The sequence below is a fragment of the Pseudomonas sp. CGJS7 genome (assembly GCF_036961695.1).
The window spans coordinates 18,725-33,469 of record NZ_JBAMDI010000003.1 but is presented as its reverse complement, the minus strand read 5'-3'; the positions used below and the strand labels follow the sequence as shown (position 1 = coordinate 33,469).

11 protein-coding genes are annotated in these 14,745 nt (G+C 64.2%); 4 read left to right on the top strand and 7 right to left on the bottom strand.

Translation table 11 applies throughout. The features are described 5' to 3' along the window. Nucleotides 1-20: 20 nt before the first annotated feature. Nucleotides 21-1,121: an efflux RND transporter periplasmic adaptor subunit gene (locus tag V7787_RS03190; RefSeq protein WP_010952607.1), complete on the top strand. Its 1,101-nt coding sequence runs from the start codon at nt 21-23 to the stop codon at nt 1,119-1,121. Between the two features lie 6 nt (nt 1,122-1,127). Continuing rightward, nucleotides 1,128-4,193: an efflux RND transporter permease subunit gene (locus V7787_RS03185; RefSeq protein ID WP_336085611.1), complete on the top strand. Its 3,066-nt coding sequence runs from the start codon at nt 1,128-1,130 to the stop codon at nt 4,191-4,193. A gap of 180 nt (nt 4,194-4,373) precedes the next feature. Here V7787_RS03185 and V7787_RS03180 read toward each other — a convergent pair whose 3' ends face one another. The 3 genes from V7787_RS03180 to plsB form a co-directional block, all read right to left on the bottom strand. Beyond that, complete coding sequence (locus V7787_RS03180; protein WP_003252248.1) at nt 4,374-5,060, bottom strand: DUF4197 domain-containing protein; 687 nt, start codon at nt 5,058-5,060, stop codon at nt 4,374-4,376. 33 nt (nt 5,061-5,093) lie between these two features. Further along, nucleotides 5,094-5,492 carry a YbaY family lipoprotein gene (locus V7787_RS03175; protein ID WP_088513360.1) on the bottom strand — a complete coding sequence of 133 codons (399 nt, stop codon included), beginning with the start codon at nt 5,490-5,492 and terminating at the stop codon, nt 5,094-5,096. Between the two features lie 76 nt (nt 5,493-5,568). Continuing rightward, on the bottom strand, nt 5,569-8,055 hold the full coding sequence (gene plsB, locus V7787_RS03170) for a glycerol-3-phosphate 1-O-acyltransferase PlsB (protein WP_064491432.1): 2,487 nt from the start codon (nt 8,053-8,055) through the stop codon (nt 5,569-5,571). Nucleotides 8,056-8,288: 233 nt separating this feature from the next. On the opposite strand from plsB, the gene V7787_RS03165 reads away from it, so the two are divergent. Beyond that, nucleotides 8,289-8,498 carry a cold-shock protein gene (locus V7787_RS03165; protein WP_003252255.1) on the top strand — a complete coding sequence of 70 codons (210 nt, stop codon included), beginning with the start codon at nt 8,289-8,291 and terminating at the stop codon, nt 8,496-8,498. Between the two features lie 122 nt (nt 8,499-8,620). On the opposite strand, the gene V7787_RS03160 is transcribed toward V7787_RS03165, so the two are convergent. The 4 genes from V7787_RS03160 to V7787_RS03145 all read right to left on the bottom strand — a co-directional run bounded on the left by V7787_RS03160 (nt 8,621) and on the right by V7787_RS03145 (nt 13,761). After that, nucleotides 8,621-8,998 (bottom strand): hypothetical protein, encoded by a 378-nt coding sequence (locus V7787_RS03160; protein ID WP_010952612.1) that lies wholly within the window; start codon nt 8,996-8,998, stop codon nt 8,621-8,623. Nucleotides 8,999-9,015: 17 nt separating this feature from the next. Further along, entirely contained in the window at nt 9,016-9,828 is an 813-nt protein-coding gene (locus V7787_RS03155) for a putative RNA methyltransferase (protein WP_003252259.1), read from the bottom strand. Then, nucleotides 9,828-10,979: a succinyl-diaminopimelate desuccinylase gene (gene dapE, locus V7787_RS03150; protein WP_004574734.1), complete on the bottom strand. Its 1,152-nt coding sequence runs from the start codon at nt 10,977-10,979 to the stop codon at nt 9,828-9,830. Before dapE ends, V7787_RS03155 begins: the two co-directional genes overlap by 1 nt. A 190-nt stretch (nt 10,980-11,169) precedes the next feature. Further along, nucleotides 11,170-13,761 carry a glycosyltransferase gene (locus V7787_RS03145; protein ID WP_104887129.1) on the bottom strand — a complete coding sequence of 864 codons (2,592 nt, stop codon included), beginning with the start codon at nt 13,759-13,761 and terminating at the stop codon, nt 11,170-11,172. A 119-nt stretch (nt 13,762-13,880) separates the two neighbouring features. Here V7787_RS03145 and tcdA point away from each other — a divergent pair, with 119 nt between their 5' ends. Then, nucleotides 13,881-14,690 (top strand): tRNA cyclic N6-threonylcarbamoyladenosine(37) synthase TcdA, encoded by an 810-nt coding sequence (tcdA, locus tag V7787_RS03140; protein ID WP_162490563.1) that lies wholly within the window; start codon nt 13,881-13,883, stop codon nt 14,688-14,690. Nucleotides 14,691-14,745: the final 55 nt, after the last annotated feature.

Genomic DNA, 14,745 nt, shown 5'->3' with positions numbered 1-14,745 from the left:
ACTCCGCGAAAGGATTCATCATGTTGCGCCATGCCTTGTCCATCGCTCTGCCCGCCGCCGCTGCCCTGCTTCTGGCGGCGTGTGGTCAGGAAGCCGCCCCACCCGCCGCGCCGCGCCCGGCGCTGGTGGTGCAGCCACAGCCTGCCGAAGCCGCTGCCGACAGTTACCCCGGCGAAGTACGCGCGCGCTTCGAGCCGGAGCTGGCCTTCCGCATTGGCGGCAAGGTCAGCAAGCGTCTGGTGGAGGAGGGGCAGCGGGTCAAGGCCGACCAGCCGCTGGCCGAACTGGACCCGCAGGACGTGCGCCTGCAACTTGAAGCCAACCGCGCCCAGCTGGCGGCTGCCGAGGCCAACCTGGCATTGGTGCGCGCCGAACGCGACCGCTACCAGAAGCTGCTGGAGCGGCAGATGGTCAGCCACTCCCAGTACGACAATGCCGAAAACCTCTACCGTGCAGGCCTTGCCCGTCTGAAGCAGGCCAAGGCCGAGTTCGATGTGGCGGGCAACCAGGCCGAATATGCCGTATTGCGTGCGCCGCAGGCCGGGGTGATCGCCAAGCGCCAGGTTGAAGTGGGCCAGGTGGTCGCCGCCGGGCAGACCGTGTTCACCCTTGCCGCCGATGGCGAGCGAGAAGTGGCCATCGGCCTGCCGGAGCAGCAGTTTGCCCGCTTCGCTGTGGGCCAACCGGTGAGCGTGGAGCTGTGGTCGCACCCGCAGGCGCGTTTCCAGGGGCGCATTCGCGAGCTGTCACCGGCCGCCGACCCGCGCTCGCGCACGTTCGCGGCGCGCATCGCCTTCACCACGGCCGCCGTACCGGCCGAGCTGGGCCAGAGCGCCCGGGTGTTCATCGCCAAGGACGGGCTGATCCCGCTGGCGGTACCGCTGTCGGCAGTGACTGCGGAAAACGGTCAGGCCTATGTCTGGCGGGTGAACAAGGAAAGCCGCCTGGAGCGGGCGACCGTGCGCCTGGGGGCTTATGGCAGCGACAGTGTGCCGGTGCTCGAAGGCCTGGACCCGGGTGACTGGGTGGTTGCCGCTGGTGGCCATGTACTGCGCGAGGGCCAGGAGGTACGCCCCGTGGACCGCAGCAACCGTGTAGTGAACCTGACGGCCAAGGAGTAAGTCCCGATGGGTTTCAACCTTTCTGCCTGGGCGCTGCGCAACCGCCAGATCGTCCTGTTCCTGATGATCCTGCTGGCCGCCATTGGCGCCATGTCGTACACCAAGCTTGGCCAGAGCGAGGACCCGCCATTCACCTTCAAGGCCATGGTCATCCGCACCTTGTGGCCAGGCGCCAGCGCTGAAGAAGTGGCGCGGCAGGTGACCGAGCGCATCGAGAAGAAGCTGATGGAAACCGGTGAGTACGAGAGAATCGTCTCGTTCTCTCGCCCCGGCGAATCGCAGGTTACTTTCATGGCCCGCGACTCGCTGCACTCCAAGGACATCCCCGAGTTGTGGTACCAGATCCGCAAGAAGGTTGCGGACATTCGCCACACCTTGCCGCCGGAGATCCAGGGCCCGTTCTTCAACGACGAGTTCGGCACCACCTTCGGCAATATCTATGCGCTGACTGGCGAAGGCTTTGACTATGCGGTGCTCAAGGACTACGCCGACCGTATCCAGATCCAGCTGCAGCGGGTCAAGGATGTGGGCAAGGTCGAGCTGATCGGCCTGCAGGACGAGAAAGTCTGGATCGAGCTGTCCAACCTCAAGCTGGCCACCCTCGGCGTGCCGCTGGAAGCCGTGCAGAAGGCGTTGCAAGAGCAGAACGCGGTGAGCACCGCCGGTTTCTTCGAGACGCCCAGCGAGCGCTTGCAACTGCGCGTGAGCGGGCGTTTCGACAGTGTCGAGCAGATCCGCCAGTTCCCCATTCGCGTGGGTGATCGCACCTTCCGGATTGGTGATGTCGCCGAGGTGCACCGTGGCTTCAACGACCCACCTGCACCGCGCATGCGCTTCATGGGCGAGGATGCCATTGGCCTGGCGGTGTCGATGAAAGACGGTGGCGACATCCTGGTACTGGGCAAGGCCCTGGAAGGCGAGTTCGAGCGCCTGGCGCATAACCTGCCTGCCGGCATGGCGCTGCGCAAGGTTTCGGATCAACCGGCGGCGGTCAAGGCCGGCGTGGGCGAGTTCGTGCAGGTGCTGGTCGAGGCGTTGGTCATTGTGCTGCTGGTGAGCTTCTTCTCGCTGGGTCTGCGCACTGGCCTGGTGGTGGCGCTGGCCATTCCGCTGGTGTTGGCCATGACCTTTGCCGCCATGCACTACTTCGGCATCGGCCTGCACAAGATTTCCCTTGGCGCGCTGGTGCTGGCCTTGGGCTTGCTGGTGGACGACGCGATCATTGCCGTGGAGATGATGGCGATCAAGATGGAGCAGGGCTATGACCGCCTCAAGGCAGCCAGCTATGCCTGGACGAGTACGGCCTTCCCGATGCTCACCGGTACGCTGATCACGGCAGCAGGCTTTCTGCCGATTGCCACCGCGGCCTCCAGCACGGGCGAATACACCCGGTCGATCTTCCAGGTGGTCACCATCGCTTTGCTGACCTCTTGGGTGGCGGCCGTGGTGTTCGTGCCTTACCTGGGCGAGCGCCTGCTACCCGACCTGGCCAAGCTGCATGCGGCGCGTCATGGCAAGGACGGCCATGCACCAGACCCATACGCCACCCCGTTCTACCAGCGCGTGCGACGGCTGGTGGAGTGGTGCGTACGGCGGCGCAAGACGGTAATCCTGCTGACCATCGCTGCCTTTGTCGGCAGCATCCTGCTGTTCCGCTTCGTACCCCAGCAGTTCTTCCCGGCTTCCGGTCGCCCGGAGCTGATGGTTGACCTGAAGCTGGCCGAAGGCGCCTCGCTGGCCAATACCGCCGAGCGGGTCACGCAGCTGGAGGCGCTGCTCAAGCAGCAGGACGGTATCGACAACTACGTGGCCTATGTGGGCACCGGTTCGCCGCGCTTCTACCTGCCGCTGGACCAGCAACTGCCGGCAGCCAGCTTTGCCCAGTTCGTGGTGCTGGCCAAGTCGATGGAAGACCGCGAGCGCCTGCGCAGTTGGCTGATCAGCACTGTGGACCAGCAGTTCCCCGACCTGCGCGCCCGGGTCACGCGCCTGGAAAACGGCCCGCCTGTGGGCTACCCGGTGCAGTTCCGGGTCACTGGCGAGCATATCGAGAAGGCCCGTGCACTGGCCCGTGAAGTGGCGGACAAGGTGCGCGAGAACCCGCATGTGGTGAACGTGCACCTGGACTGGGAGGAACCCAGCAAGGCGGTGTTCCTCGAAATCGACCAGGACCGCGCCCGTGCGCTGGGCGTGAGCACTTCGCACCTGGCGAGCTTCCTGCAAAGCTCGCTGATCGGCACCGCGGTCAGCCAGTACCGCGAGGACAACGAACTGATCGAGATCCTGCTGCGCGGCACCCTCCAGGAGCGCAGCGAGCTGGGCAACCTGGGTAGCCTGGCATTGCCCACCGACAATGGCCAGAGCGTGGCGCTGTCGCAGGTGGCGACCCTGGAGTACGGCTTTGAAGAAGGCATTATCTGGCACCGCAACCGCTTGCCGACGGTGACCGTGCGTGCCGATATCTACGACCAGGAGCAGCCGGCGACGCTGGTGAAGCAGATTCTGCCGACCCTGCAGGAAATCCGCGCCAAGCTGCCCGATGGCTACCTGCTGGAGGTGGGCGGCACGGTGGAGGACTCCGAACGGGGGCAGAAATCGGTGAATGCCGGCATGCCACTGTTCATCGTGGTAGTCCTGAGCTTGCTGATGATCCAGCTGCGCAGTTTCTCGCGCACGGTGATGGTGTTCCTCACCGCGCCGCTGGGGTTGATTGGTGTGACCCTGTTCCTGCTGGTGTTCCGCCAGCCGTTCGGCTTTGTCGCCATGCTTGGCACCATTGCCTTGGCGGGGATGATCATGCGCAACTCGGTGATCCTGGTGGACCAGATCGAGCAGGACATCGCAGCGGGGATGGAGCGCTGGCAGGCGATCATCGAGGCAACGGTGCGGCGCTTCCGGCCGATCGTGCTGACCGCGCTGGCGGCAGTGCTGGCCATGATCCCGTTGTCGCGTAGTGTGTTCTATGGACCGATGGCGGTGGCGATCATGGGTGGGTTGATCGTGGCCACGGTGCTTACACTGCTGTTCCTGCCGGCGTTGTATGCGGCGTGGTTCAGGGTGAAGAAGGGCTGAAGGCCGCAGGGGGAGGGCTTGGCCCTCCCTTCGCGGGTGAACCCGCTCCTACGACGGCCTGTGTCCAACCCCGCCGCCGTGTAGGCGCGGGTTTACCCGCGAATACGGTGGCGGCAGCAACGGTGAGCGGCTGGTGAAAATTGGCCAGCAGGCCCGGCCCTTTCGCGGGTGAACCCGCTCCTACAGCGCGCCGAAGACCTTCTTGGCCAGGCTGGTAGCCGCCGCTGCCGGGTTCTGGCGAATGCTCTGCTCCTGCTTGCCGATCATCTCGAACAGGCCATCCAGCGCCTTCTCGGTCACGTAGTTCTCGATATTGGCGTCATCCTTGACCAGCCCCAGGCCTTTGGCTTGGGCAGCGAAGGCATTGTACTGCTGGGCCACGCCAACCTTGTCGGTGGCCTGCTTGACGATTGGCAGGAACTTGGCGCGGATCTGCTCGCGGCTGCTCTTGTTCAGGTACTGGGTGGCCGAGTCGTCACCGCCGCTGAGAATACCCTTGGCATCGGTCACGCTCATGTTCTTCACGGCATCCACCAGAATCGCCTGGGCCTGCGGCACGGCAGCCTCGGCGGCTTTGTTCATGCTGGTTTCCAGGGCTTCGACCTGTTCACCCTTGCCGAACATCTTCATCGCCTTGGCGGCTTTGCCCAGGTTGCCTGGCAGCTCGATGCGCACGTCCGGGTTGTTGCTGAAGCCGCCTGGGGTGCTCAGTTGCTTGACGGCCAGTTGCGCACCTTGGGTCAGGGCATCTTTCAGGCCGCCGGTGGCGTCCTTCTGGCTGAGGTCGCCCAGCGACAGGGCCAGGGCACTGGCCGACAGCAGCAGGCCGGCGCACAGGGTGGTGAAGCGCAGGGAAGTGCGGATCATGAAGCTTTCCTTGTAAACGGATGAGAACGGGTATCAGCGAACCTGGTCTACCTTGATGCGTACCAATTGCGGGTCACTGCCATCGAGCGCGACACCGTGGTGTTCGGTATTGATGAACAGCAACTTGCCATTCAGCTCAATGCGCGCACTCACCGCATAGCGGTGGCCAGGCTTGACCTGCGCGGGGTCATAGGTGAGATGGAACGGCAGCGGCACGTTGCCTTTGACCGGGCCGGCCTGGCGCGCCAGGGTCACGGCAGGGGCGTCCATCAGCGACACATCCTGCAGTTCCACACTCAGGGTGGCGGCAGGCGGCAGGGCAATGCGCTGCAGGTAGAAGACTTCACCGTCCAGGCTGGCCTGGTTGGGTGGGGTTTGGCTGGAGCAGGCTGCAAGCAGGGATGCGCAACACAGCATAAAGAGCTTTTTCATGGAATCTCCGGTGTCCTTGGAGCTGGCTTGTGGCCAACCCCACGGACTTTAGCGGATTTTGCCGACCGATGAACCGTTAGAGGGTCGAAGTTTCCAGCCCGTCGTCACGGTGCAGGGCCACCTGGCGGATCGACAGGCGCAGCTCGGCCGACAGTACTCGCTTGGCCACGCCCTCGGCCAGCTCGCCGAGCTTGTCGTGATAACCCAGCTTGCCTTGCGCGTCGGCGTGCAGCACGCCTTGCTGAAGCAAGGTCTGGATGAAGTGGCGGAACAGCGTCTTGTCGAAGAACTCCGGTGCGTTCAGGCCATGCAGGATCGACAGGCGCTGGGCCATCATCACGCACAGGTCTTCCAGCGCTTCGGCGCTCAGGCTGTTCTGCCCGCTGTTGATCAGCAGCGAGGTGGCCATGTAGAAGCGCTGCAGGGTCTGGGTGATGGTGCGGGCGAGCAGGGTCAGCAACACGAACTGCCGCGAGCTGGGCGCCGGGCGCACGTACAGGTCGTTGTCCTGGCGCAGCAGGCCCTGTTCCACCAGCGCGACCAGCCATTGGTCGATGACCTCGTCCAGCTGTTCTGGCGTCCAGCGCAGGAACAGTTCGGCCTGCAGATAGGGATAAAGCGCATGCACATACTGGCCCAGCAGTTGGCGGCTCATGCGGGAACTGCTGAGGAAGAAGCTGGCCAGCAGCGCCGGCAGGGCGAAGATGTGCAGCACGTTGTTGCGGTAGTAGGTCATCAGCACCGCGTTGCCTTCATCCAGGTAGAGGATGCGGCCCAAGGCGTCCTTCTGCTCGGCCACCAGGTTCATGCTGCGCACATGTTCGATCAGTGCCTGGCCGTCGCCCTCGGGCAGGGTGGTGTGCGGCGAGTAGGGCACTTGGCGCAGCAGCGCCAGGTACAGGTCGAGTACGCGGGTCAGGGCGCGCTCGTCCAGGGCAAGGCGGCTGGTGGACAGCAGTGCCAGGGCCACCAGGTTGACCGGGTTGATGGCGGCCGCCTCGTTGAGGTGGCGGGCCACGGTTTCTCCCAGGCGGGCGGTGGTGGCGTTGAGCCATTCCGGTCGGTACTGCGGACCGTGATCCTGTTCACGCCAGCCGGGCTGCTGCTGGTCGAGGAAACCAGCCAGGCGGATGGGTTCGCCGAAGTTGACGTAGACCTGGCCAAAGCGCTGCTTGAGTGCACCGAACACCTTGAAGATGTCCAACACCGACTCCTTCTTCTTGCTGGCGCCGCGCAGTTCGCCCAGGTAGGTACGGCCTTCGAGCACGCGTTCGTAGCCGATGTACACCGGCACGAACACGATTGGCGTACGCGACGAGCGCAGGAAGCTGCGCAGGGTAATGGCCAGCATCCCGGTGCGCGGCTGCAACATGCGCCCGGTACGCGAGCGGCCGCCTTCGACGAAGTACTCGACCGGGAAGCCCTTGGTGTACAGGGTGTGCAGGTACTCGTTGAACACTGCCGTGTAAAGCGGGTTGCCCTTGAACGTGCGGCGCATGAAGAAGGCGCCACCACGGCGTAGCAGGTTACCGACCACCGGCATGTTGAGGTTGATGCCCGCAGCCACGTGCGGCGGGGTGAGGCCGTTGCGGAACAGCAGGTACGACAGCAGCAGGTAGTCGATGTGGCTGCGGTGGCATGGCACGTAGATCACTTCATGGCCAGGGGCGATACCCTGCACCTGTTCGATGTGGTTGACCTTGATGCCGTCGTAGATCTTGTTCCAGAACCAGCTGAGCACCACTTCGAGGAAGCGGATGGCGGTATAGGTGTAGTCCGAGGCTATCTCGTTGCCATAGCGCAGTGCCTGGGCCTCGGCTTTGGCCGGCGGCAGGTTCTCGCGCTGCGCTTCGTCGGCAATCGCCTGGCGCACTTGCGGGGCATGGACCAGGCCTTTGACCAGGGTGCGTCGGTGCGAGATGTCCGGGCCGATGACGGCAGTCTTGAGGTTGCGAAAGTGCACGCGCATCAGGCGCTGGGCCATGCGCACGGTGCGCTCGTGGCCTTTGTTGTGCTGCACCAGTTCGCGCAGGTGGATTGGCGCGGAGAACTGTACCCGGGTCTTGCGCCCCAGGATCAGTACGGTCAGCAACCGGCGCAGGCGCCCGGTTACCGCCCAGCTGTCGGCGAACAGCAGCTTCCAGGGGCTGGACTCGCTGGCCGGGGTCTGGCCCCAGAACACGCTGACAGGAATGATCTGCGCATCTTCTTCGGCATGCTGGCTGACGGCAGCCACCAGGCGCTCGAGCGTGGGCGGGGCGCCGCTTTTGTCCTGGCGGCCGAGCCAGTCCGGGTCGGGGGTCAGGTAGAAGAACGCGGCGGGTTCCTGCAGTGGGCCGACGGCTACCGGCAGCACCGGGCGCGGCAGCCCCGCCTTGGTGCACTCGTGGTCGAGCACGGCCAGGTCGGTGAGCGCGGGCGAGGGCAACGCATAGAACACCGGCCGGCTGCGGTCGAGGTTGAGGGTCATGGAAGACTGGTTGATGGTCTCGGAGCGCACCCACAGGTACAACAGGCGACGCAGGCCGCCGAATATCAGGCGGTGCAGGGGGGAACGGGTCATGGGGTGTGTGCCCTGGGTGTGATTTTCAGGTGAGTATTCTGCTATTTAGTCTGCCGTATCGGCGTAAGTTCAGCAAAATTCGGCCAACGACGGGACCGTCATCAATTTTTTTTGTTCTGTGTCATATACTCGGCCTGCCACTTGCAGGATATTTCGGCAAGCGGCGTTGGCACGGGGCAGGTGACCTCGTGCCTGCAAGGCGATCTTCACAATAAAAATCCGGAGTAGTTCAGATGTCGTCTCGTGAGACTGGGAATGTAAAGTGGTTCAACGATGCCAAGGGTTATGGCTTCATTCAGCGCGAAGGTGGTGCGGATGTGTTCGTCCACTATCGGGCGATTCGCGGTGAGGGGCATCGTACCCTGGTCGAAGGGCAGCGGGTGGAGTACGCCTGCGTGCAGGGCCAGAAAGGCCTGCAAGCCGAAGACGTAGTGGGCCTCTGAGCCTCTGGTTTCAAGCCGTAGGAGCGGGCTTGCCCGCGAAGCAGCCACCACGGTGGCTGCCACGGGCATAGCCCGTGTTCGCGGGTAAGCCCGCTCCTACAGAAACGAGCAAGCCTGCCGTTTCATGATGTACGCCAGGTGATTTCCTCTTCACCGTCGGCGCTGATGCGGACCCAGCGGTCAGCATCTTCTTCCCCGTCTTCCTCGACCCAGCCCCCCGGCGCGCAGCGCACTTCCACACCCAGCGCGGCAAATGCGGCGCGGGCGCAGGCAACGTCATCGGCCCACGGCGTCTGGTCGCTTTCCAGGTACAGGCTGTTCCATTTCCCTACAGCCTTGGGTAACCAAGTGACCGGAATGTTACCGGCCTGGCATTTGAAGGTATGGCCTTTCTGCTTCCACTCGGTGCACGGGCCGATTGCCTGGGCGAGCCACTCGGCAATCTGCTTGTGGTCGACGTCGGCGTCCTTTAGGTAGATCTCGATATCAGGTTGACGCATAAGGGCTCCGGGTGTGCTCAGTCTTGGCGCACGAAATAGTCATAACGCATGGAAACCGTGACCTCGAACGGCTCGGGCTGGTCGATCACCCGGGCACGTTTTTCGGCGCTGGCGCGCCAGCCGTGTGGGGTCATGGCCAGCAGGTCGGCGCGGGCCTTGGGCGCGGCCAGGCTCAGGCGGAACTCGAGGGTTTCGCTGTGGGCGTGGGCCATGCCTTCAGGGACCAGGGCCAGGTGCTTGTCGTCGGCGTAAGGGCGTACTTCATCGTAGAGCACTTCACGCAGTTCCATCAGGTGGCCGCTGGTCGGGCCGACCCGCATCAGGCCGCCGCCGGGGCTGAGCAAGCGCTTGGCCTCGGCCCAGTCCAGCGGGCTGAAAACGCTGGCGATGAACTGGCAGCTGGCGTCGGTCAGCGGCACGCGGGCCATGCTGGCGACCATCCAGGTGACCGCCGGTGCTCGGCGGCAGGCACGCTTGACCGCTTCACGGGAGATGTCCAGCGCATAGCCGTCGGCGGCCGGCAAGGCCTGGGCGATCTGTGCGGTGTAGTAACCCTCGCCGCAGCCGATGTCCAGCCAGGCGCCAGGCTGGCGTTCGGCGGCCAGCTCGGCCAGGCGGCGGGCGACTGGCGCGTAATGGCCGGCGTCGAGAAAGTCGCGGCGTGCCTCGACCATCGCCTGGTTGTCACCGGGGTCGCGGCTGTTCTTGTGCTGCACCGGCAGCAGGTTCAGGTAACCCTGGCGGGCGCGGTCGAAGCGGTGGCCGGCCGGGCACACCACTCCATTGTCGAGCCGGCTCAGCGGCGCCTGGCAAAGCGGGCAGGCAAGCATCAGGCGAGCAACCGGACCAGGGTCTGGTAGTAGATTTCGGTCAGCAGATCGAGGTCGCTGGCCAGGATCCGCTCGTCAACCTGGTGGATGGTGGCGTTGACCGGGCCGAGTTCGACCACCTGGGTGCCCATGGTTGCGATGAAGCGGCCATCGGAGGTACCGCCGCTGGTGGAGGGCTGGGTATCGCGACCGGTGACGCCCTTGATGCTGGCCGCCACGGCGTCGAGCAGCTCGCCTGGTTCGGTCAGGAACGGCAGGCCCGACAGTGCCCAGTCGACCGACCAGTCCAGTTCATGCTTGTCGAGAATCGCCGACACTCGGGCCTGCAGGCCTTCGACGGTGGACTCGGTAGAGAAGCGGAAGTTGAACAGCGCGGTCAGCTCGCCCGGGACCACGTTGGTGGCGCCGGTGCCGGAATTGAGGTTGGAGATCTGGAAGCTGGTTGGCGGGAAGAACGCATTGCCTTCGTCCCAGTGCTCGGCAGCCAGTTCCGCCAGGGCCGGGGCGGCCAGATGGATCGGGTTGCGCGCCAGGTGCGGGTAGGCCACATGGCCCTGTTTGCCGCGTATGGTCAGCTTGGCGCCCAGCGAACCGCGGCGACCGTTCTTGACCACGTCACCCAGCAAGGTGGTGCTGGACGGTTCGCCGACGATGCACCAGTCCAGGCGCTCGTTGCGCGCTTTCAGGCGCTCGACCACCGCTTTGGTGCCGTGGTGGGCGGGGCCTTCCTCGTCGCTGGTGATCAGAAACGCGACCTTGCCGCGGTGGTTCGGGTAGTCCTGCACGAAGCGCTCGCTGGCGATCACCATGGACGCCAGGCTGCCCTTCATGTCGGCGGCGCCACGGCCGCAGAGCATGCCGTCGGCGTCGATCAGCGCCTCGAACGGTTCATGCTGCCATTGCTGGACCGGGCCGGTAGGCACCACGTCGGTGTGGCCGGCAAAACACAGTACCGGGCCGTCCTGGCTGCCGTGGGTGGCCCAGAAGTTGTCGACGTCTTCAATGCGCATCGGCTCCAGCTGGAAACCGACGGCGCCCAGACGGTTCATCATCTGCGCCTGGCAATCGGCGTCGACGGGGGTGACCGAGGGGCGACGGATCAGGTCGCAGGCCAGTTGAAGGGTAGGCGAGAGCTCGGCAGGGGCCGTCATGGGGGACTCCGGGGCAAGGCAAGGCGGGGAAATCTGAGGGGCGTTATCTTATATCAAATGGTTTCGGGCAGCACGGCCCATTCGCGGGCACGCCCGCTCCCACAGGTACTGCACAGCTCTGAACGCCTGTGCCAAGCACGTGGGAGCGGGCGTGCCCGCGAATGGGCTGCACAGGTCAGCCCAGGCAACTTCAAGCCTGCTGCGCTTCGGCAGCCTTTTCTGCGGGCTTGGGCAGCGACGACAGGAACGCCATCACCAGCGCTGCCACATAAGGCAACGACTGCACCAGCAACATCGCCACCCAGAAGCGCATGTCCGAACTCGGCAGCCCCTGCACCAGGTAGATACCCAACGCCGCGCCCCACAGCAGCACCATGATGAACAGCTCTTCACGGGCTTCGGAAATCGCCACCAGCAACCCATGGCTGTCAGCGTTCTTCGGCGTGCGGAAGAACGGCATGCTGCTGGTGAAGAAACCATACAGTACCGCCTTGGCGATGGTGTGCGACAGTGCCAGCCCGGCCAGCGCAGCTGCGAAGGCATCCTTGAGGTTCACCCCCACCGCTCGGCGGTACAGGAAGATGATCTTGCCGACCTTGAAGAAGAACAGCGCCAGCGGCGGGATGGCGAAGATCATCAGGGGCGGATCGACCCGATGCGGCACGATGATCATCGCCGCTGACCACAACAGCGCGCCGATGGTGAAGAAGATGTTCATGCCATCGGCGATCCACGGTAGCCAGCCGGCCAGGAAGTGGTAGCGCTGGCCACGGGTCAGCTCGCTGCCTTTGCCGCGCAGCAGCGCGCCGGCGTGGTGCTTGATGATCTGGATGGCGCCGTAGGCCCAGCGGAAGCGTTGTTTCTTGAAGTCAATGAAGGTGTCGGGCATCAGGCCCTTGCCGTAGCTGTTGTGGGCGTAGGCGGCGGACAGGCCTTTCTCGAACACGCGCAGGCCCAGTTCGGCGTCCTCGCAGATGCACCACTCGGCCCAGCCCAGTTCTTCCAGCACACTGCGCCGGGTCATGGTCATGGTGCCGTGCTGGATGATCGCGTCACGGTCGTTGCGGGTGACCATACCGATGTGGAAGAAGCCCTTGTATTCGCTGTAGCACAGCTTCTTGAAGGCGCTTTCGTGCTGGTCGCGGTAATCCTGCGGTGACTGCACCACGGCAATTTTCGGGTCGGCGAAGTGCGGCACCATGTGCTTGAGCCAGTTGCGGTCGACGCAGTAGTCCGAGTCGATTACCGCGATCACTTCGGCGTCCTTTGCCGTGTGCGGGATCAGGTAATTCAGCGCGCCACCCTTGAAGCCGGCCAGTGGCGCGACGTGGAAGAACTTGAAGCGCTCGCCAAGCTTCTCGCAGTGGGCCTTGAGCGGCTCCCAAACGGCCGGGTCCTTGGTGTTGTTGTCGATCACCAGCACTTCGTAGTCGGGGTAGTCCAGGGCGGCCAAGGCGTCCAGGGTCTGTTTCACCATCTCAGGTGGCTCGTTGTAGCACGGCACATGCACCGACACCTTGGGCCGGTAGGCAGTGTCGGCCTGCACGGGCAGGAACTCGCGGCGGCGCTTGTGTATCCAGACCGCCTCGGCCAGTTCGTGGGCCTCGGTGAGCAGCACGATGAACACGCCCAGCGCGCCGAGGGCCAGCAGCACGCCCACGGTCAGGCTGAACCAGGTGCTGTATTGCTGGCTGTAGTCGTAGGCGATCCACACCAGTACCGACCCGCACAGGAAGGTGATGAACGTCAGGAAGGTACGGCCACGCTGGCGCAGGGCCGAGCCATCGATGAACAGCACCATCAAGGCGATCATTGCCAGCACCACCGACGCCACTGCCAGGGCCCGCCACTGCGGGATCGCCACCACGGGGCCGTCGAAGTTGAACTTCTGCTGGCGCTCGGCGTTGTAGACGCCCCAGTAGGCGCCTACCGAACCTTCGTCGCTGGCCTTCCAGGGTTGGTCATAGGCTTCAATGACAAAGTAGTTGTAGCCACGGCGGTTGAGGGTGTTGACCAGGGTGCGCAAGTAGATGGCCTGGTCGGCCTGTGTGGCATCGGCACCACCGCGCATGCGGCCGTTGCTCGGCCAGCCGACTTCCGACAGCAGCAGGGGTTTGCGCGGGAACTGGTGCTTCAGTTCACGGGCGCGGTCGAGGACGAACTCGACCGAATCCTTCATCGGCACGAACTCCCAGTAGGGCAGGATGTGCGCGGCAATCAGGTCGACGTGCCTGGCCAGCTCAGGATGTTCCTTCCAGATGTGCCATTGTTCACTGGTGGTCACGGGCACCTTCACGGCTGCGCGTACCCGGTCCAGGTATTTGATCAGGTTTTCCGGTGTGACCTCTTCACGGAACAGCGCTTCGTTGCCGACCACTACCCGCACCACACTGCGCGACGTGTTGGCCAGCTGGATGGCCGTGGCGATTTCGCGCTCGTTGCGCTCCAGGTCCGGGCTGATCCATATCCCCAGCGTCACCCGCAGGCCGAACTCCTCGGCCAGGCGCGGGATGTCGGCCTGGGTGCCTTCCACGGTATAGATACGGATGCTGTCGGTCAGTTTGCTCAGTTGCTCCAGGTCCTGGCGCATTTCGTCGTCAGTGGGGTACTGACCCTTCTGTGGGCTTTCGCCCAGGCGGAACGGCGAATACGAAAAGCCAGAGATCTGTTCTGGCCAGGCGGGGGCGGAGACCGGGCGGTTGATCAGTGCCCAGAACCCGGTGAACAGTGCGGCGATGGCCAGCACCACTACCAGGTTCAGGCCGAATTTACGTGAAGACATCGTCGTCCATTCATGTGGAAGTGATAGGACATTAAAGCAGGGTTGGCAGTCTCTTTCCTAACGATGCAGGCCAAGGGCTCACTGGCATATAATGCGCGCCGGTTTTTTGGGGTATGAACATGAGCACAGAAGATCCACGCTTTGCCGGCGTTGCCCGGTTGTATGGCGACCAGGGGCTGCAACGTCTGGGCCAGGCCCATGTGGCTGTGGTCGGTATTGGCGGGGTGGGCTCGTGGGTGGCCGAAGCACTGGCACGCAGCGGCGTGGGCGAGATCACCCTGTTCGACCTGGACGATGTCTGCGTCAGCAACACCAACCGCCAGGCCCATGCGCTGGAAGGGCAGGTGGGGCGGCCCAAGGTCGAGGTCATGGCCGAGCGCCTGCGGGCGATCAACCCGGCGTGCACGGTGCATGCGGTGGCCGACTTCGTCACCCGCGAGACCATGGCCGAGTACATCACCGAGCACCTCGACTGCGTGATCGACTGCATCGACAGCGTCATGGCCAAGGCGGCGCTGATCGCCTGGTGTCGGCGACGCAAGATTGCCATTGTTACTACCGGTGGCGCGGGTGGGCAGATCGATCCGACGCAGATCCAGATCGCCGACCTGAACAAGACCTTCAATGACCCATTGGCTTCGCGGGTGCGTTCCACCTTGCGCCGCGACTACAACTTCTCGCGTAATGTCAGCCGCAACTATGGCGTGCCGTGCGTGTTCTCCAGTGAACAGCTGCGTTACCCCAAGGGCGACGGCAGCGTTTGCCTGCAGAAAAGCTTCGTGGGTGAGGGCGTGCGGCTGGACTGCTCGGGTGGCTTTGGTGCGGTGATGATGGTGACCGCGACCTTTGGCATGGTAGCGGCGAGCAAGGCGATAGAAAAACTGGTGGCTGGAGCGCGCCGGCCGTCGGAACGGGTCAAGCCTGAATAAGACCGCGTGGGTTTCTTCGCGGGCCTGCCCGCTCACACAGATACTGCATCTCTAT

What these genes read in the sequence shown, in the direction of transcription:
- V7787_RS03160 (WP_010952612.1), bottom strand. Translation starts at nt 8,998, where the DNA reads ATGCGTCAACCTGATATCGAGATCTACCTAAAGGACGCCGACGTCGAC.
- V7787_RS03185 (WP_336085611.1), top strand. Translation starts at nt 1,128, where the DNA reads ATGGGTTTCAACCTTTCTGCCTGGGCGCTGCGCAACCGCCAGATCGTC.
- plsB (WP_064491432.1), bottom strand. Translation starts at nt 8,055, where the DNA reads ATGACCCGTTCCCCCCTGCACCGCCTGATATTCGGCGGCCTGCGTCGC.
- V7787_RS03180 (WP_003252248.1), bottom strand. Translation starts at nt 5,060, where the DNA reads ATGATCCGCACTTCCCTGCGCTTCACCACCCTGTGCGCCGGCCTGCTG.
- V7787_RS03165 (WP_003252255.1), top strand. Translation starts at nt 8,289, where the DNA reads ATGTCGTCTCGTGAGACTGGGAATGTAAAGTGGTTCAACGATGCCAAG.
- V7787_RS03145 (WP_104887129.1), bottom strand. Translation starts at nt 13,761, where the DNA reads ATGTCTTCACGTAAATTCGGCCTGAACCTGGTAGTGGTGCTGGCCATC.
- V7787_RS03190 (WP_010952607.1), top strand. Translation starts at nt 21, where the DNA reads ATGTTGCGCCATGCCTTGTCCATCGCTCTGCCCGCCGCCGCTGCCCTG.
- V7787_RS03175 (WP_088513360.1), bottom strand. Translation starts at nt 5,492, where the DNA reads ATGAAAAAGCTCTTTATGCTGTGTTGCGCATCCCTGCTTGCAGCCTGC.
- dapE (WP_004574734.1), bottom strand. Translation starts at nt 10,979, where the DNA reads ATGACGGCCCCTGCCGAGCTCTCGCCTACCCTTCAACTGGCCTGCGAC.
- V7787_RS03155 (WP_003252259.1), bottom strand. Translation starts at nt 9,828, where the DNA reads ATGCTTGCCTGCCCGCTTTGCCAGGCGCCGCTGAGCCGGCTCGACAAT.
- tcdA (WP_162490563.1), top strand. Translation starts at nt 13,881, where the DNA reads ATGAGCACAGAAGATCCACGCTTTGCCGGCGTTGCCCGGTTGTATGGC.